This is a genomic window from Frigoribacterium sp. ACAM 257, from assembly GCF_007954365.1.
Taxonomy (GTDB): Bacteria; Actinomycetota; Actinomycetes; order Actinomycetales; family Microbacteriaceae; genus Frigoribacterium.
Map to the genome: position 1 here is coordinate 18,551 of NZ_VOLO01000002.1, position 17,287 is coordinate 35,837.

General features: G+C 69.2%; 16 protein-coding genes. 7 read left to right on the forward strand and 9 right to left on the reverse strand.

The genetic code is table 11. The annotated features are described in order from the left end of the window. Positions 1-9: 9 nt before the first annotated feature. Positions 10-1,440 (reverse strand): CCA tRNA nucleotidyltransferase, encoded by a 1,431-nt coding sequence (locus ES689_RS06400; protein WP_146902050.1) that lies wholly within the window; start codon positions 1,438-1,440, stop codon positions 10-12. A gap of 173 nt (positions 1,441-1,613) precedes the next feature. Between ES689_RS06400 and ES689_RS06405 the strand changes: the two genes are divergently transcribed. From ES689_RS06405 to ES689_RS06430, 6 genes are all read left to right on the forward strand, one after another. After that, positions 1,614-3,905: a DUF6049 family protein gene (locus tag ES689_RS06405; RefSeq protein WP_146902054.1), complete on the forward strand. Its 2,292-nt coding sequence runs from the start codon at positions 1,614-1,616 to the stop codon at positions 3,903-3,905. Further along, positions 3,902-5,572 carry a murein biosynthesis integral membrane protein MurJ gene (gene murJ / locus ES689_RS06410; RefSeq protein WP_223269449.1) on the forward strand — a complete coding sequence of 557 codons (1,671 nt, stop codon included), beginning with the start codon at positions 3,902-3,904 and terminating at the stop codon, positions 5,570-5,572. Before ES689_RS06405 ends, murJ begins: the two co-directional genes overlap by 4 nt. A 173-nt stretch (positions 5,573-5,745) precedes the next feature. Next, a complete protein-coding gene (gene trxB / locus ES689_RS06415; protein WP_146902057.1) occupies positions 5,746-6,753 on the forward strand; it encodes a thioredoxin-disulfide reductase in 1,008 nt (335 codons plus the stop codon). Between the two features lie 71 nt (positions 6,754-6,824). After that, positions 6,825-7,151 carry a thioredoxin gene (trxA, locus tag ES689_RS06420; RefSeq protein ID WP_146902060.1) on the forward strand — a complete coding sequence of 109 codons (327 nt, stop codon included), beginning with the start codon at positions 6,825-6,827 and terminating at the stop codon, positions 7,149-7,151. A gap of 123 nt (positions 7,152-7,274) precedes the next feature. Next, positions 7,275-8,582, forward strand: coding sequence for a PLP-dependent aminotransferase family protein (locus ES689_RS06425; protein ID WP_146902063.1), 1,308 nt, complete (start codon positions 7,275-7,277; stop codon positions 8,580-8,582). A 65-nt stretch (positions 8,583-8,647) separates the two neighbouring features. Continuing rightward, positions 8,648-9,607, forward strand: coding sequence for a D-alanine--D-alanine ligase (locus tag ES689_RS06430; protein ID WP_146902066.1), 960 nt, complete (start codon positions 8,648-8,650; stop codon positions 9,605-9,607). Between the two features lie 58 nt (positions 9,608-9,665). Here ES689_RS06430 and ES689_RS06435 read toward each other — a convergent pair whose 3' ends face one another. The 8 genes from ES689_RS06435 to rpmH all read right to left on the reverse strand — a co-directional run bounded on the left by ES689_RS06435 (position 9,666) and on the right by rpmH (position 15,128). Continuing rightward, a complete protein-coding gene (locus ES689_RS06435; protein ID WP_146902069.1) occupies positions 9,666-10,628 on the reverse strand; it encodes a ParB/RepB/Spo0J family partition protein in 963 nt (320 codons plus the stop codon). After that, positions 10,628-11,530 (reverse strand): ParA family protein, encoded by a 903-nt coding sequence (locus tag ES689_RS06440; protein ID WP_305038351.1) that lies wholly within the window; start codon positions 11,528-11,530, stop codon positions 10,628-10,630. The genes ES689_RS06435 and ES689_RS06440 overlap by 1 nt, the downstream gene beginning before the upstream one ends. Positions 11,531-12,038: 508 nt before the next feature. Further along, complete coding sequence (gene rsmG, locus ES689_RS06445) at positions 12,039-12,677, reverse strand: 16S rRNA (guanine(527)-N(7))-methyltransferase RsmG (RefSeq protein WP_146903519.1); 639 nt, start codon at positions 12,675-12,677, stop codon at positions 12,039-12,041. A 50-nt stretch (positions 12,678-12,727) separates the two neighbouring features. Then, positions 12,728-13,174 carry a R3H domain-containing nucleic acid-binding protein gene (locus tag ES689_RS06450; RefSeq protein ID WP_223269508.1) on the reverse strand — a complete coding sequence of 149 codons (447 nt, stop codon included), beginning with the start codon at positions 13,172-13,174 and terminating at the stop codon, positions 12,728-12,730. 140 nt (positions 13,175-13,314) lie between these two features. Next, positions 13,315-14,277, reverse strand: a complete 963-nt coding sequence (gene yidC / locus ES689_RS06455; RefSeq protein ID WP_146902074.1) for a membrane protein insertase YidC — start codon at positions 14,275-14,277, stop codon at positions 13,315-13,317. A 10-nt stretch (positions 14,278-14,287) separates the two neighbouring features. Next, the gene (gene yidD, locus ES689_RS06460) at positions 14,288-14,638 is read right to left on the reverse strand and encodes a membrane protein insertion efficiency factor YidD (protein WP_370512340.1); all 351 of its coding nucleotides are present in this window, start codon (positions 14,636-14,638) and stop codon (positions 14,288-14,290) included. 8 nt (positions 14,639-14,646) lie between these two features. Then, complete coding sequence (gene rnpA / locus ES689_RS06465; protein ID WP_146902080.1) at positions 14,647-14,982, reverse strand: ribonuclease P protein component; 336 nt, start codon at positions 14,980-14,982, stop codon at positions 14,647-14,649. Positions 14,983-14,990: 8 nt separating this feature from the next. Next, the gene (gene rpmH, locus ES689_RS06470; protein ID WP_123356527.1) at positions 14,991-15,128 is read right to left on the reverse strand and encodes a 50S ribosomal protein L34; all 138 of its coding nucleotides are present in this window, start codon (positions 15,126-15,128) and stop codon (positions 14,991-14,993) included. Positions 15,129-15,434: 306 nt separating this feature from the next. Here rpmH and dnaA point away from each other — a divergent pair, with 306 nt between their 5' ends. Continuing rightward, positions 15,435-16,850 (forward strand): chromosomal replication initiator protein DnaA, encoded by a 1,416-nt coding sequence (dnaA, locus tag ES689_RS06475; RefSeq protein ID WP_123547400.1) that lies wholly within the window; start codon positions 15,435-15,437, stop codon positions 16,848-16,850. Positions 16,851-17,287 lie beyond the last annotated feature (437 nt).

Here is a 17,287-nt window from a genome sequence, read left to right on the forward strand (position 1 = left end):
CAGTACGGCCTAGGAGGCGCGCGCCGCCCACCAGGCCAGCAGCCGGTCGGTCGCGACCTCGCTGCCGAGGGGCCCCTCCTCGGTGCGCAGCTCGAGCAGGAACCGGTACGCCTCGCCCACCTCGCGGCCGGGGGAGATGCCGAGCACGCGCTGGATGTCGTCGCCGTCGAGGTCGGGGCGGAGCGAGTCGAGCGCCTCCCGCTCGCGCAGGTCGGCGATGCGGGCCTCGAGGTCGTCGTAGGCGAAGCCGAGCCGGTCCGCCTTCCGCTTGTTCCGCGTCGTCACGTCGGCGCGGGTCAGCATGTGCAGGCGCTCGAGCTCGTCGCCGGCGTCGCGGACGTACCGACGCACGGCCGAGTCGGTCCAGGCGCCCTCCGTGTACCCGAAGAAGCGGAGGTGCAGCTCGATCAGCCGTGACACGGCCTTGGTCGTGTCGTTGTCGAACCGCAGGGCCCTGAGCCGCCTGCGGGCCAGCTTCGACCCGACGACGTCGTGGTGGTGGAACGTCACCACCCCGCCCGGCTCGAGCCTGCGGGTGTCGGGCTTGCCGCAGTCGTGCAGCAGCGCGGCGAGCCGGAGGGTGAGGTCGGGCGCCTCGCCGGGGTGCCGCTCGCGCTCGTAGCCGATGGCCTGGTCGAGCACCGTGAGGCTGTGCTCGTAGACGTCCTTGTGGTGGTGGTGCTCGTCGATCTCGAGGCGCATCGCCGCGAGCTCGGGCAGGACGTGGTCGGCGAGGCCGGTGTCGACCATCAGCCGGATGCCGTCTCGGGGCGTGTCGGTGCGGAGCAGCTTCGAGAGCTCGTCGGCGACGCGCTCGACCGAGACGATCGAGAGGGTGGAGGCGCGGGCCGAGATCGCCTCGCGCACCTCGTCCGAGACGGAGAAGCCGAGCTGCGCGACGAAGCGGGCGGCGCGCATCATGCGGAGCGGATCGTCCCGGAACGAGTCGACGGCGCTGCCGGGCGTCGCGAGGCGGCCGGCCAGCAGGTCCTCCACGCCGCCCGAGGGGTCGACGAGCACCTGCTCGGGCAGCCGCAGCGCCATGGCGTTGACGGTGAAGTCGCGGCGGACCAGGTCGCCCTCGAGGGTGTCCCCGAACTCGACGACGGGCTTGCGCGTCTCGCCGTCGTAGACGTCGCTGCGGTAGGTCGTGATCTCGACGACCTCGCCGTCGACGCGGGCCGCGATGGTGCCGAACTGGCGACCGACGTCCCAGTGCGCCTCGGCCAGCGGCACGACGATCTCGAGGATCTCGTCGGGGGAGGCGTCGGTCGTGAAGTCGAGGTCGTTGACCCGCCGGTCGAGGAACGCGTCGCGGACGGGGCCGCCGACGAGGGCGAGCTCGTGGCCGGCCGCGGAGAAGGCGGCGGCGAGCCTCGCGATGCGGGGCGTGGCGGCCAGGTGGTCCAGTCGCTGGAGGGCGGAGGCGACGGTGTCCATGACCGACCACTTTGCCACAGTGCGCCCGGCGCACCCGGCCGCGCCCGCCTCCTCCCCAGGGCTGAGCCGGTCCGTCGCCGGTCGCGTCCCGGGGCGCCCACCGCGACCGTCCGGTCTCGATTGCCTAGACTCGGCATGCTCGTCGGCCGTCCCGCGCCGGCCGCACCTTGCCTATGAGACGACTCCACGCCCTGCTCGCCGCGCTGACGGCGGTGTTCGTCGTGGTCGTCGGGCTGCCCGCAGTGGCCGGCCCAGGTCTCGGGCTCGGCGGTGCGGGCCTCGGGCTCGGCGCCTCCTCGGCGTCGGCCGCGTCCGTGCCCTCGAGCGTCCCCGACGACGCCGTCACCCTCGCCCTGGCGCCCGCCGAGTCCGGGGTGCTCGTGCCGGATCGCGACCTCGTGCTCGACGTCGTCGTCACCAACACCACGGAGGACGACCTGCCCGCGTCGGTCGCCCGCGTCTACCTCGACCGGAACGCCTTCGTCACCCGGGCCAAGCTGGCGAGCTGGCTCTCGCCGGGCTCGACCAGCGGCAACGACTACCTCGGCACCTCCCTGACGCGCGTCGACGTGCCCGAGGTCCCCTCGGGGCAGTCGCGCACGGTCGGATCCGTCACCGTGTCCGCCGCGGCCGTCGCCCTCGGCGGCTACGGCTGGGGCGCCCGTGCCCTGGGCGCCCGACTCGTCGACTCGGACGGCGCCCAGCTCGCCCAGGCGCGCAGCAGCGTCGCGTGGTTCCCGGCCGAGAGCTTCCAGGCGACGAAGGTCGCCGTGGCGGTGCCGATCACGACGCCCGAGACCGAGAACGGCGTGCTCGACGCCAGCGCGCTCGCGGCCTACACGTCGATCGACGGCACGCTCACGCGCCAGCTGAGGGCCGTGAAGGGCACGCAGGCCGCCGTGGCCGTCGACCCCATGATCATCGCGTCCGTCCGGCTGCTGGGCACGTCGGCGCCTGCCTCCGCACTCGACTGGCTCGACCAGCTGCAGCGCTCGGGCCTCGAGACGTTCCCGCTCGCGTACGCCGACGCCGACGTCGCGGGCCTGAGCCAGGGAGGCGCGGCGTCGATCCCGACGCCCGTCTCGTTCGACGCCCTCGTCGACCCGACCCTCTTCGCCGAGTCGACCCCGAGCGGCACCCCCGAGCCGTCGACGAGCGGCACCTCCGAGCCGTCGGCCGTCGAGCCGCCGGCCGACGGGGGCACGGGCCCCGACGGGTCGGACGACCCCGCCGCGGCGCCGCCGCTGCCCACCACCGAGTCGCTGCTGAGCTGGCCGTGGTCGTCCACCGGCGTCGCGTGGCCCGAGGCCGACACCGTGGTCGCCGCCGACCTCGACGTCCTGGCCGCGAGCGGGTACACCTCCACGATCCTGTCGAGCTCGAACGTCGCGGTCTCGACGGGAGCCACCGAGAACGCGGCGACCCAGCTCGGGGCCACCGCGGGGCTCGTCTCGGACGACACCCTCTCGACCCTCCTCTCGGACGCGGCCGGCGCCTCCGGCGACGAGGCCTGGGCCACCACGATGGCCGAGCTCTCCGCCAGCGTCGCGACCGTCGCCCGCGAGCGTCCGAGCGACGCCCGCACGCTCCTCGCCACGCTCGGACGCGGCTGGTCGCCCGACGGCGCCTACCTGACCCAGACCCTGGCGGCGCTCCGCGACCTGCCGTGGTCCGCCGCGAGCACCCTGCAGGAGGCGTTGGCCAGCGCCCCGACCGCCGCCACCGTCGTCGACGAGCCCGAGGACGACGCCCGGGCGGCCCTGATGCGCACGCTCGTCACGGCCGATCGCCGCGTCGTCGACTTCGCCACCGCCCTCGCGCAGCCCCAGACCGTGACGGCCTCGTCGCGCCTCCGGACCCTGGCCCTCGCGTCGCACTCGTGGCGCGCGAACCCCGACGGCCTCGCGACGGAGGTCGCCGTCGCCGACGCCGACTCCGTCACCACGTCCGGCCTCGTCTCGATCGTGCAGGGCAGCGACCTCTCCATCCTCGGCGACCGCACGTCCCTGCCGCTCTACGTCCAGAACTCGACGTCGTCGGCTGCCACCGTCTACCTGATGGTCCAGCCGTCGAACTCGCTGCTGTCGGTCGAGCAGAACCGGATCGAGGTGACCGTCGCGTCCGACTCGCAGGCACGGGTCAGGGTCCCGGTGCAGTCCGTCGCGAACGGCACCGTCGACGTCTCGCTCAGCCTCGTGAGCTCGACGGGGGTCGCCATCTCGACGCCCGCCACCGTGTCCATCTCGGTGCAGGCCGGGTGGGAGACGGCGATCACGTGGGTCTTCGCCGTCGGGTTCCTCGTGCTCTTCGGCGGGGGCATCTACCGGACCTTCCACAAGCGGCGGCTCGCACGCGAGCAAGCGGCCGGCGCAGGCGCAGGCGCCGGAGCAGAAGCGGACGCAGCAGCAGCAGCAGCGGCGTCGACCGACGGCGGCGACACCGCCGAGACCGGTGTCCGCCCGTGAGCGCACAGGGCGGCCTCGGCCGCGCGAGCGTGTTGCTCGCCTCGGGCACGATGGTGTCGCGGGTGCTCGGCTTCGTCAAGACGGCCGTGCTGGCGGCCGCCATCGGCCAGTCCGCGAGCCGCGCAGCCGACTCGTTCGCCCTCGCCAACCAGCTGCCGAACAACATCTACGCGCTCATCGCGGGCGGCCTGCTGAGCGCGGTGCTCGTGCCCCAGATCGTGCGGGCGGCCACGCAGGACGACGACGGCGGCCAGCGGTTCATCAACAAGATCGTGACCCTCGGCACCATCGTCTTCGCGGCGGTCGGCCTGGTCGGCACGCTGCTCGCGCCCCTGCTCGTGCGCCTCTACGCCCAACAGGCAGGCTCAACTGGTCAAGGGGGTTACACGTCCGACGCCATCGCCCTCGCGACGGCCTTCGCCTACTGGTGCCTGCCGCAGATCTTCTTCTACGCGATGTACTCGCTGCTGAGCGAGGTGCTCAACGCCCGTCAGGTGTTCGGGCCCTTCACCTGGGCTCCCGTGATCAACAACGTCGTGGCGATCGCGGGCCTGGTCGTGTTCATGGTGCTGTTCGGCGGCTCCGCCGAGAACTCGGTCGTCGAGGTCTGGACCCCTGGCCGAATCACGGTGCTCGCCGGCACGGCCAGCCTCGGCGTGCTGGCGCAGGCGGGATTCCTGCTGCTCTTCTGGCGCCGCGCAGGGCTGTCGTTCCGCCCCGACTTCCGCTGGCGCGGCGTCGGCCTCGGCGCCACCGGCAAGGCCGCGGGCTGGCTCTTCGGCATGGTGCTCGTCACCCAGCTCGCCGGTCTCGTGCAGAGCCGCGTCGCGTCCGAGGGCAGCGGGACGGGCGCGTCGAACGCCGTGCTCGCCAACTCGTGGCTGCTCTTCATGCTGCCCCACGGCATCGTCGCCGTGTCGATCGCGACCGCCTACTTCACCCGGATGAGCGGGCACGCCTCGCGCGGGGACCTGCGCGCGGTGCGCACCGACCTCTCGCAGTCGCTCCGCACCATCGGCATGTTCATGGTGTTCGCGACGGTGGCCATGTGCGTCGTGGCGTACCCGTTCGCGAGCTTCTTCGAGAGCACCTTCACCGGGGCGAGCCAGATGGCACAGGTCATCCTCGGCTTCATGCCGGGGCTCGTCCTGTTCAGCGTCCTCTTCGTCGTGCAGCGAGTCTTCTTCGCGCTGCACGACCAGCGCACGCCGTTCTTCATGCAGATCGTCCAGTCGGGCATCTTCGTGATCGGCACCCTCATCTCGTCCGCCCTGGTGCCCGACGACCTCATCGCCGTGGCCATCGCGGTGACGACCTCGGTCGCGGGCTCGGCCCAGACGATCGTCGCCCTCGTGCTGGTGAAGCGCCGCCTCGGCGGCATCGACGGCCGCTGGGTGCTGCGCCGGTACCTGCAGTTCGCCTTCTTCTCGCTGATGGCCGGCATCGTCGGGCTCGTCGTCGTGACCGGTCTGGGTGGTTTCGACCCCGAGGGCTTCGCGCACTCGGGCCGCATCGCGGGCATCCTGACCGTCGTCGTCGCCGGGCTCGTCATGGCCGTCGTCTACCTCGGGCTCCTGGCGCTGATCCGCCTGCCCGAGCTGACCGACCTGACCGCCCCGGTGATCCGCCGGGTCCGACCGCTGGCAGCGCGCCTCCTACGTCGCTGACCGGAGAGCGAGCCGGCTGCCGAGCCGGTCGCTGGGCGCCGTCTGCGAGCCCTGGGCCGTCGGAATGCGTCGACCCTAGGATGTGTTTCACCAGACGGTCGAGCGAGGGCGAGACGGGCGGACAGCCCGCCGTTCCCCTCCCGTCATCCACGAACGTCACGAGGAAGGTGCTCATGCGCCAGATCATCATCATCGGCTCCGGACCCGCCGGCTACACGGCGGGCATCTACGCGGCACGCGCCGGCCTCGAGCCGCTGATCGTGGCGAGCTCGGTCGAGGCGGGCGGCGAGCTCATGAAGACCACCGAGGTCGAGAACTTCCCCGGGTTCCCCGACGGCATCCAGGGGCCCGAGCTGATGTTCAAGCTGCAGGAGCAGGCCGAGAAGTTCGGCGCCGAGGTGCTGCTCGACGACGTCACCAGCGTCGACCTCACGGGCGACGTGAAGACGGTCACGCTCGGCAGCGGCACCGTCGAGCAGGCGCTGACCGTGATCTTCGCGACCGGCAGCGCGTACCGCAAGCTCGGCCTGCCCGACGAGGAGCGCCTGAGCGGCCGCGGCGTCAGCTGGTGCGCCACCTGCGACGGCTTCTTCTTCAAGCAGAAGGAGATCGCGGTCGTGGGAGGCGGCGACTCGGCCATGGAGGAGGCGACGTTCCTGACGCGCTTCGCCTCGAAGGTCTACGTCATCCACCGCTCGGAGACGCTCCGCGCGTCGAAGATCATGCAGGACAGGGCACGCAGCAACGACAAGATCGAGTTCGTGTTCAACACGCAGGTCACGGCGATCCTCGGCGACGAGAAGGCCACGGGCGTGCAGCTGACCGACACGGTCGACGGCAGCACGCGTGACCTCGACCTCGACGGCCTCTTCATCGCGATCGGCAACGACCCGCGAGTGCACCTCGTGCACGGCCAGGTCGACCTCACCTCGAGCGGCACCATCGCCGTCGAGGGCCGCAGCTCGAAGACCAACCTCCGCGGCGTCTTCGCGGCGGGCGACGTCGTCGACGACACCTACCGCCAGGCGGCCACCGCGGCCGGCTCCGGGGTCGTCGCCGCGCTCGACGCCGAGCACTTCCTGGCCAGCCTCGACCAGTCGTTTCTAGCCGAGCACACCGAGGGCGCCGCAGAGGGCATCGACACCGCCGAGTCGGTCGCCCCCGAGCCCGTCTCCGCCTGACCTGCGACCGCGGGTCGACGACGTCGGCCCGCGTGCGCGAACCACACGAACCCCTGACGAAAGGAACCACCATGAGCAGCGCCAAGGCAGTCACCGACGCCTCCTTCGAGGCCGACGTCCTCAAGTCCGACAAGACGATCCTGGTCGACTTCTGGGCCGAGTGGTGCGGCCCGTGCCGCGCCGTCTCGCCGATCCTCGACCAGATCGCGGCCGAGCACGCCGACAAGATCGAGATCGTCAAGCTCAACGTCGACGACAACCCGCAGACCGCCATGCAGTACCAGATCACGTCGATCCCGGCGATGAAGGTCTACAAGGGCGGCCAGGTCGTCAAGACCGTCATCGGCGCCAAGCCGAAGCCGGCCCTCGAGGCCGACCTGGCGGAGTTCCTCGCGTAGGTCGACCCCGCGTCGACGCACCGCACGAGAGCCCGCCCAGCACCCGCTGGGCGGGCTCTCGCCGTCTCCGGGCCGCTCCGGGCATATCCTGAACCGCACCACCTCTGACCGACAGGGACGCACATGACCGACAAGGGCACCAACCTCGACCCGTGGTACGACTCGTACGCCGACCGCACGGCCGGCCTGAGCGCCTCCGAGGTCCGAGCCCTCTTCGCCGTCGCCAGCCGTCCCGAGGTCGTCTCGCTGGCGGGCGGCATGCCCTTCGTCTCCGCCCTGCCCCGTGAGCTCGTCACCGGCGCCATCGACCGCGTGATGTCGCAGAACGGCGGAGCCATGGCCCTGCAGTACGGGTCCGGGCAGGGCACTCCCGCGATCCGCGAGCACATCATGCAGATCATGGCCATGGAGGGGATCCGGGGCAGCGCCGACGACGTCGTCGTGACCACCGGCTCCCAGCAGGCCCTCGACCTGGTCACCCGGCTCTTCGTGAACCCGGGCGACGTCGTCCTCGCCGAGTCGCCCAGCTACGTGGGCGCCCTGGGCGTCTTCAAGGCGTACCAGGCCGAGGTCTCGCACGTCGCGACCGACGCCGAGGGCCTCGTGCCGGAGGCGCTGCGAGAGACGATCGCGCGGGTCAGGTCCGAGGGCCGCACCATCAAGTTCCTCTACACGATCCCCAACTTCCACAACCCGGCCGGCGTGACGCTGACCTGGGCCCGCCGACTCGAGATCCTCGAGATCTGCCGCGACGCCGGGATCCTCGTCCTCGAGGACAACCCGTACGGCCTCCTGTACTTCGACCAGCCGGCCCCCCAGGCGATGCGCTCGGTCGACGACGAGGGCGTCATCTACCTCGGCTCGTTCTCGAAGACGCTCGCTCCCGGCTTCCGCGTCGGCTGGGCCCTGGCCCCGCACGCCATCCGCGAGAAGCTCATCCTCGCCAACGAGTCGGCGACCCTCTCGCCCAACTCGTTCGGCCAGTTCGTCATCACCGAGTACCTCGACCAGGCCGACTGGCGCGGTCAGATCGAGTCGTTCCGCGGTCTCTACCGCGAGCGTCGGGACGCCATGATCTCGGCGCTGGGGGAGTATCTCCCGTCGCTCAGCTGGACCGTGCCCGACGGCGGTTTCTTCGTGTGGGTCACCCTGCCCGACGAGCTCGACTCGAAGGCGATGCTGCCTCGTGCGGTGAAGGAACTCGTCGCCTACACGCCCGGCACGGCGTTCTTCGCCGACGGTGGCGGCCGCCAGAACATCCGGCTGTCGTTCTGCTACCCGACGCCCGAGTCGATCCGGACCGGGATCGCCCGGCTCGCGACCGTGGTCAACGGCGAGCTCGATCTGCTCGCGACGTTCTCCGGCGCCCGGCTCGGCTCGCCCCTGACGATGCGCTCCGGCGTGTCGACACCGCCGCCGAACACCAACTGATCAGCACTTAAGCCGAAACGCCGCCACAGGACGACCACGTGGCCGATCCACGAGAGAGAGCCCCGATGACTCAGAGCGCCGTCAAGAAGGTCACCGTGCTGGCCGGGGGCATCTCCCACGAGCGCGACGTCTCGCTGAGATCGGGGAGGCGCGTGGTCGACAGCCTCGTCGCCAACGGCATCGAGGTCGACCTGCGCGATCCCGACGCGTCGCTGCTCGGGCACCTCACCTCCACGCGCCCCGATGTCGTCTGGCCGGCGCTGCACGGCGCCAGCGGCGAGGACGGCGCCTTGCGAGGTCTACTCGAGGCGCTCGACATCCCCTTCGTCGGCAGCAGCTCGGCGGCGGCGCGGCTCGCCTGGGACAAGCCCACCGCCAAGGAGCTCGCGCACCGCGCGGGAGTCCGGACACCTCGGGGCATCACCCTCTCGCACGACGCCTTCCGCGAGCTCGGCGCGGCCGGAGTGCTCGCCGCCATCTCGGAGGAGCACCCCGTCCCCGTCGTCGTGAAGCCGGCCCGGGGCGGCTCGGCGCAGGGCGTGACCGTCGTCGAATCCGCGGATCAGCTGCCCCGTGCGATGGTGGATGCCTACACGTACTGCGACGACGTGATCGTCGAGCAGAAGATCACCGGTATCGAGATCGCGGTCGGCGTCATCGACACGGGCGACGGCCCCTCGGCCCTGCCGGCCGTCGAGATCGTCCCCCGCAATGGCGTCTACGGCTTCGAGGCCCGGTACAACGCGGGTGAGACGACGTTCTTCACGCCGGCCCGCCTCGATGACCGAGCGCAGGAGGCGGCGGCCCAGACCGCCGTGACGGTCCACCAGGCTCTTGGCCTCCGCCACCTCTCCCGGGTCGACCTGATCGTCGACGCGGCGGGCACCCCGTGGTTCCTCGAGGTCAACGTGCTGCCGGGGCTGACGGAGACTTCTCTCGTACCGATGGCGCTCGACGCAGCAGGTTTCGAGCTCGGGCTGGTCTACGCGGCTCTCGCCGAGAAGGCCGTCCTCGACCACGCGTGACACCGTTTCACGTGAAACACGCTCAGGGGGTGACGTCTCGAGCGATCGAGCGTGCCTCCTACTGGGAGAACGGGTCCTGGCCCAGTGCAGCGAGGATGCGGTTGAGGTCCTGCATCGAGGCGAAGTCGATGGCGATCGAGCCTTTACGGGCGCCCATCCGCACCTTCACCTTGGTCTCGAGCTTGTCGCCGAGGTTCTCCGCGACCTCATCGAGGTGAGCCTGGTGGCGACCCACAGCGCCCCGTGTCGTGCGGGGCTTGATGCTCGTGCCGGCAGCAGCCGCCTCTGCAGCGCGCACTGACAGGTCCTCGTTGACGATCTTGTCCGCGAGCCTCTCCATGAGCAGAAAGTCTCCGGTCGACAGGATCGCGCGAGCGTGTCCGGCAGACAGCACTCCCGACGCGACCCGGCGCTGTACGCTCGCCGGCAAGCGAAGGAGGCGCAGCGTGTTCGAGATCTGCGGCCGACTACGCCCGATACGACTGGAGAGCTCGTCCTGAGTGATGCCGAAATCAGCGAGAAGTTGCTGATAGGCGGATGCTTCCTCGAGCGGGTTGAGCTCAGCCCGGTGCAGGTTCTCGAGCAGGGCGTCCCGGAGCATCGACTCGTCCGCCGTCTCCTTGACGATCGCAGGGATGGTCGCGAGCCCCAGCTGCTTCGTCGCGCGGAGGCGTCGCTCACCCATGACGAGTTCGTACTGCGGGGCCGCGGTGGCCCCCTTCGCGGACGCGTCTCGAGGGAGCGGGCGAACGACAATCGGCTGGAGCACCCCGACCTCGCGGATGCTGGTGACCAGCTCAGCCAGCTCCTCCTCGCGGAACTCTGCTCGCGGCTGCTGCGCGTTCGGCACGACGTCGAGGGGGTTGAGGTTTGCCAGCCGCGCACCGGGCACGGCCACCAACTCGTCGGCCGTCTGCTGTCCGGTGGGGAAGAAGACGTCGACAGGCCGATCCGTGCCCTCCTCGGCCACGGGGATGAGCGCACCGATGCCGCGCCCGAGTCCGGTTCTCTTGGTTGCCACTACTGGGGTGCTCCTCGTCGTGCTAGTTCTGCTGCGGCCTCGAGGTACGAGATCGAGCCGGGTGAGTTCGTGTCGTAACTGATGACGGTCTGTCCGTAGCCCGGTGCCTCGCTGATGCGAACGGACCGGGGGATCAGCGTCTGGAGGGCCTCCGAGGGGAAGTGCTCACGAACATCGGCGACCACCTGACGAGCCAGGTTCGTGCGACCGTCGTACATCGTGAGCAAGATGCTCGACACCTGCAGACGCGGGTTGAGGTGCTTCTCGATCAACTGGATGTTGCGCAGCAGCTGGCTGAGCCCCTCCAGGGCGTAGTACTCGCACTGGATCGGGATCAACACCTCGCCCGCCGCGACGAAGGCGTTGATGGTGAGCAGGCCCAGCGAGGGCGGGCAGTCGATGAACACGTAGTCGAAGCGCTCGCCCGCGGCTTCCGTGGCCGACAGGTAGGCGTCGAGCTGCGTCCGGAGCCTCTGCTCACGAGCCACGAGCGACACCAGCTCGATCTCCGCACCGGCCAGGTGGATCGTCGCCGGGACGCAGTAGAGATCAGGGAACTCGGGACTCTGCTGGACGACGTCGGAGATGTCGCCCTCGTTCACGATAACGTCGTAGACACTCGGTGTCTCCGCCCGGTGCTCCACCCCGAGTGCGGTCGACGCGTTCCCCTGCGGGTCCAGGTCGATCACGAGCACACGGGCCCCGCTCCGAGCCAGAGCGGCGGCGAGGTTGACCGTGGTCGTCGTCTTGCCTACCCCGCCCTTCTGGTTCGAGACGGTCAAGATCCGGGTCTTGTCCGGCGCCGGGAGGGGATCCTTCGAGAGCGCCTCGCGCCGACGGCGGAGATCAGCGAGCTCCCGTGCCAGGGGAGTGCTGTCGTCGTACTCCGTGGATGAACTCACCGGGGATCTCCGCATCGCTGTGTTTCACGTGAAACGGCCTCCTGCGTGGTCACGATCGACGATGATCATCACTGTTGGGCCGAGCCTCCACTCTATCTCGCCCGGTCGCGTGGCCAGGCACGGGAGCTCTCATCATCTTGTCCATGTTTCACGTGAAACGGGAACCAAGGCAGTGCCTCGAAGTGTTCAGAGAGAGTGATCGACGTGTTTGTGCACAGGCTCGCCAACATGTGCATAACTGCGTCGAAGACGCATCGGACAGGTCGATGACACGTGTCTCGGCAACTGCCGCAACGGACGTAGAGTGAAACGCCGTGGCCTGGACCTCAGAACACCGAGATCGACCGCACCCAACTGAAGATCATGGCAAATGCTGATCAAGTCCGGTATCTGCGTGATCCGCGCAGAGACACCGTGAGACCCAGTTCGTCGGGAGACAGCAACGGCCAAGTGCCCGAAGCGCTCAGATCGCTTCCTGTGGAGCCGACCACCGCCTCCTCGGCCGGCGTCAGTCGAGTGTGGCTCGGAACACCCGGGTGGTCTCGGCGGGGTCCACGACGCCGACGCCGAGCTCGAGCACCTCGACGTCGACGAGGTGCGTCCGGGCGATGACCTTGCGGGCGGCCTCGACCTCGTGGTCGACGCGCGCGCCCTTCATCAGGATCAGCTCTCCGCCCGTCTTCACGAGCCGAGCCGTGAGCGGTATCAACTTGGTCAGGGCCGAGACGGCGCGAGCCGTCGCCTGGTCGAGCCAAGTGTCGAGCTCGACGTCCTCCGCGCGCGCGCGGATCACCTCGACGTTCGTGAGGCCGAGGCGCTCCGCCTCTGCGGACAGCCAGTCGGTCCGACGCTCCATCGGCTCGATGAGCAGGAGCGTGGTGTCCGGTCGGGCGGCAGCGAGCACCAGGCCCGGCAGGCCGGCACCCGAGCCGATGTCGCCGACGCGTGCGCCGGATCGCAGGAGCGGTGCCACGAGCCCCGAGTTGATCACGTGCCGGGTCCAGAGGCGCGGCAGCTCGAGGGGGCCGATCAGGCCCAGCTCCTCTCCGTGCTGCGCGAGGTCGGCAGTGAACTGCCGGACGACCTCCACGCGATCGCCGAAGATCTCGCGTGCGACGGCGGGCTCGGCCTCGAGCTCCGTGCTCAGGTGCGGACGGACCGGCCCGTCAGCGTCGTGCTCAGTGCTCACGGTGGGGGTCAGCCGCGCTTGATGACGGTGTGCCGGTCTCGGCCCTCGCCCTCGGACTCCGAGACGAAGCCGCGGGCGGCGACGATGTCGTGCACGAGCTTGCGCTCGTACGACGACATGGGAGGCAGCGAGGCCGCCGTGGCGCCCTCCTCCAGGCGCTCCACGGCCCGGTCCACCATGGCCCCGAGCTCGGCCTCGCGCGTCTGCCGCGACCCGCCGATGTCGAGGATGAGACGAGAGAACTCGCCCGTCTTGGTCTGCACCGCGATGCGCGTCAGCTCCTGCAGGGCCGTCACCGTGTCGGGCTTCGACAGTGCCCTCAACGAACCCTCGCCGGAGGCGTCGACCGAGATGTACGAGCGGCCGCCGCGGACCTCGATGTCGATGTCGCCGTCGAAGTCGCAGATGTCGAGGAGCTCCTCGATGTAGTCGGCGGCGATCTCGCCCTCGTCGATGACGGACGCGGCGTCGGCCCCGTCGACCGTGTCGGATGCGCCGGAGTTGTGCTGCCGGTCGTCCGTGACGGTCGCCTCCTCGGGCCCCTCGGCGTTCACCTCGCGAGCCTCGTTGCCGGTGGTGTCGATGTCGGTGTCCTTCACTTCTTGGCGCCGTTCTGCTTCTTGGCGCGGTTCTTGCCGACGGGCTGCACGCGCTGCGTCGCCTTGGGCACGGCGGGCGCGGACTCGATCTCGGTGACCGTGATGTCGCCGATGCCGAGTCCCTTGCGCTGGGCCTTCTTCGCGAGACGCTCCTCGCGGGCGAGAGCCGCCTCGCTGCCGGGGGTGGGCATGTTCCGGATGACGATGAACTGCTGGGCCATGGTCCAGATGTTCGAGGTCAGCCAGTAGAACATGACGCCGAGGGGGAACGAGAGGCCCGAGAAGACGAACACGAGGGGCAGGAAGTAGAGCAGCATGCGCTGCTGCTTGAACATCGGGCTCGCCTTGGTCTCGGGCGACATGTTCTTCGAGACGATCTGCAGCTGGGTGATGAACTGCGACGCGGTCATGACGACGACCATGATGCCGGCCATCAGCCGGACCTCCCAGGTCGTGGCGCCCAGGAAGGTCTCCTTCAGGGGCGCGCCGAAGAGCGAGGACTCACCGAAGGAGGTGGAGAGCGCCTGGCTGAGGAGGCCGATGCCGACCTTGTCCTGCTGGGCGTTGTGCAGCACCGTGTAGAGGCTGAAGAAGATCGGCATCTGGATGAGGAGCGGCAGGCACGAGCTCAACGGGTTGGTGCCCGTGTCCTTGTACAGCGCCATCGTCTCTCGCGACATGGCCTCGCGGCTGAACTGGTCGCGCTTGCCCTTGTACTTGTCCTGGATCTTCTTGAGGCGAGGCGCGATCTCCATCATGCGTCGCTGGCTCTTGATCTGCCGGACGAAGATCGGGATCAGGGCGGCCCGGACCACGAGCACGAGGCCGACGATCGACAGGACCCAGGTGCTGCCCGCGGCCGTGTCCATGCCGAGGGCGGTGAGCACGTTGTGGAAGCCCACGAGGATCGCCTCGACGACCCACCTGAGGGGCCAGAGGATGGTTCCGATGAAGTCCATGGTGTTCGGGTCAGCCCTTTCCGTGGCTCTGGACGAGGAGACGGGGCGTGCCGCTCGGGGCGGGCGCGACCACGTCGGATCGAGGGACCACGAAGCCGAAGGCCGTGGTGGTGTACTTCTGTCGCCGAGGCGGGGTCACGTCGTCGATGCCGCCGGCAGCCCAGGGGTTGCAACGACCGATCCGCCACGCGCCCATCGCCGAGCCCCGCACGACTCCGTGCTGCTGGATGGCCTCGAGCGCGTACCGCGAGCACGACGGGTGGTACCGGCAGACCTCGCCGTAGAGGGGAGAGATGACGGCACGGTAGGCGCGGAGCAGCACGACGCAGACGTTGCGCGGCAGCAACGTCACGAACTGCACCGCTTGCTTCACTGTCCCACGACCTTGTCGACGACCCCCGAGATGTCCGTGAGCAGGGTAGACCACGGAACGTCGAGGCTGCCTGGCAGTGCGCGGACGACCACGTCGGTGCCGGGCGGCACCCCCGGGAGGATGTCGTGACAGACGTGCTTCAGCCGACGGCGCACGGTGTTGCGCGCGACCGCGTTGCCGACGGTCTTGGCCACGATGAACCCGAACCGGACCAGGTCGTCATCTCGACGACGCACGTAGACGACCGAGTGCGCCGTGCCCGACTTGCGGCCACGGCGCACTGTGTTTCGGTAGTCGTCTGCGCGGACGATCCGGTTGGCCCGGGCCAACACGGAGGCTGCTACGCGGAGAGCTCGGTGCGGCCCTTGCCGCGGCGGTGGGCCAGGATGGCGCGGCCCGCACGGGTGCGCATACGTGCACGGAAACCGTGCTTCTTGGCGCGACGACGGTTGTTCGGCTGGAACGTTCTCTTGCTCATGGTGTTCTCTCCAGGGGATGCGGACCTGGCCTGGTGCCGTGATCCGAGAAGTCTTCAACAGCCGAGTCGGCTGGGATTCAACTGATTAAAAGTACGCGGCATCTGTCCTGCGGTCAAACGACAGCTCTCCCGGGAGTTCTCCACAGTGTTGACAACCTTGGTTGCGGAGGGTGTGGGCCGACGAACTAAAGTGGGCACCTCCCACTCCGCATCCGCGTAGTTCTGGGGAAGTAGCAGTGTTCCTGGCTGAGACGACGATCGTCCGCCAGTGGAGAAACCTGTGCATAAGTAGGTAGGAAGAGCCCCGTGGCGAACACCGTAGATCCGGTCCAGGACCTCTGGCGATCCGTGCTCGCGACCCTGACGACCGACGATCGCATCACTCCCCAGCTGCACGGCTTCATCAGCCTGGTCGAGCCGAAGGGCGTGCTCGGCGGCACTCTCTACCTCGAGGTCCCCAACGACCTCACCCGCGGCATGCTCGAACAGCGCATCCGCACTCCGCTGCTCGAGTCGATCGCCGCGCTCGGCGACACCTCCGTCGCGAGCTTCGCCATCACCGTCAACCCCGACATCACGCCGGACACGCTCACGCAGCAGCCCGAGGAGTCGGAGCCCGCCCACTACATCGAGGCCCCGTTCGTCCCGGCCCCGGTGGAGTCGCCCTCGACGGGCAAGCGCAACGACTCGCGGCTGAACCCCAAGTACAGCTTCGACAACTTCGTGATCGGCGCCTCGAACCGCTTCGCCCACGCCGCGGCCGTGGCCGTCGCAGAGGCTCCGGCCAAGGCGTACAACCCTCTCTTCATCTACGGATCGTCCGGGCTGGGCAAGACGCACCTCCTCCACGCCATCGGCCACTACGCCGAGACGATGTACCCGGGCATCCGCGTCCGCTACGTGAGCAGCGAGGAGTTCACGAACGACTTCATCAACTCGATCGCGAACAACCGCTCGAACCTGTTCCAGCAGCGCTACCGCGAGATCGACATCCTCCTGATCGACGACATCCAGTTCCTGCAGGGCAAGGACTCGACTCAGGAGGCCTTCTTCCACACCTTCAACACGCTGCACGACCACGACAAGCAGCTCGTGATCACGAGCGACCTGCCCCCCAAGCACCTGACCGGCTTCGAGGACAGGATGCGGTCCCGCTTCGAGTGGGGCCTGATCACCGACGTCCAGGCGCCCGACCTCGAGACCCGCATCGCGATCCTCCGCAAGAAGGCGCAGAGCGAGAAGCTGCAGGTCCGCGACGAGGTGCTCGAGTTCATCGCCACGAAGGTGTCGAGCAACATCCGCGAGCTCGAGGGCACGCTGATCAGGGTCACGGCGTTCGCCAGCCTCAACCGCACCGCGGTCGACATGGCCCTCGTGCAGACCGTCCTGAAAGACCTGATCACCCTCGACGAGGACAACATCGTCGCGCCGGTCGACATCATCAACCACACCGCCGACTACTTCAAGCTCTCGGTCGACGACCTGTACGGGTCCTCCCGCTCGCAGGCCATCGCGACCGCCCGGCAGATCGCGATGTACCTCTGCCGTGAGCTGACGAGCCTCTCCCTCCCCAAGATCGGCCAGCTCTTCGGCAACCGCGACCACACGACGGTCATGTACGCCAACAAGAAGATCAGCGAGCTCATGAAGGAACGCCGCTCGATCTACAACCAGGTGACGGAGCTGACCAGCCGGATCAAGCAGGACACCCGCTACAAGTAGGCGAGTCGCGGCGCCCTGCCGGCGCCTCCTCGCCGTGGGCCCCGAACGGGCGTCGACCTCGTGTCGGCGCCCGTTCGTGCGTCGACGAGCCTCCAGGAGGCGGTCGACCGCCCCTGGGTACAGTCGTCGTTCCCACAGTGTGGATAACTTGTGGAAAGACGTGGACAACTCGGGCTGACGTGTTCACGGATCACTCCGGCCTGTGGGAAGTGGCTCCGGCCTCGGGTCGGCACTCGCCCCGTCGACCCCGTCGAGTCCACACCCCGTGCACAAGTCACAGACGTGTAGTTCCCTCTGGCCTCGGGGTTTTAAACAGGTTATCCACACTGTGCACAACGGTTAAGACTGTTAATCCTGATTACAAGAAATTGTTGGAGAGACAACCTTGTGGACAGCCGGCGGCGGTCTCCGGGCCCGGGACCGCCCGCCTCCTCGCT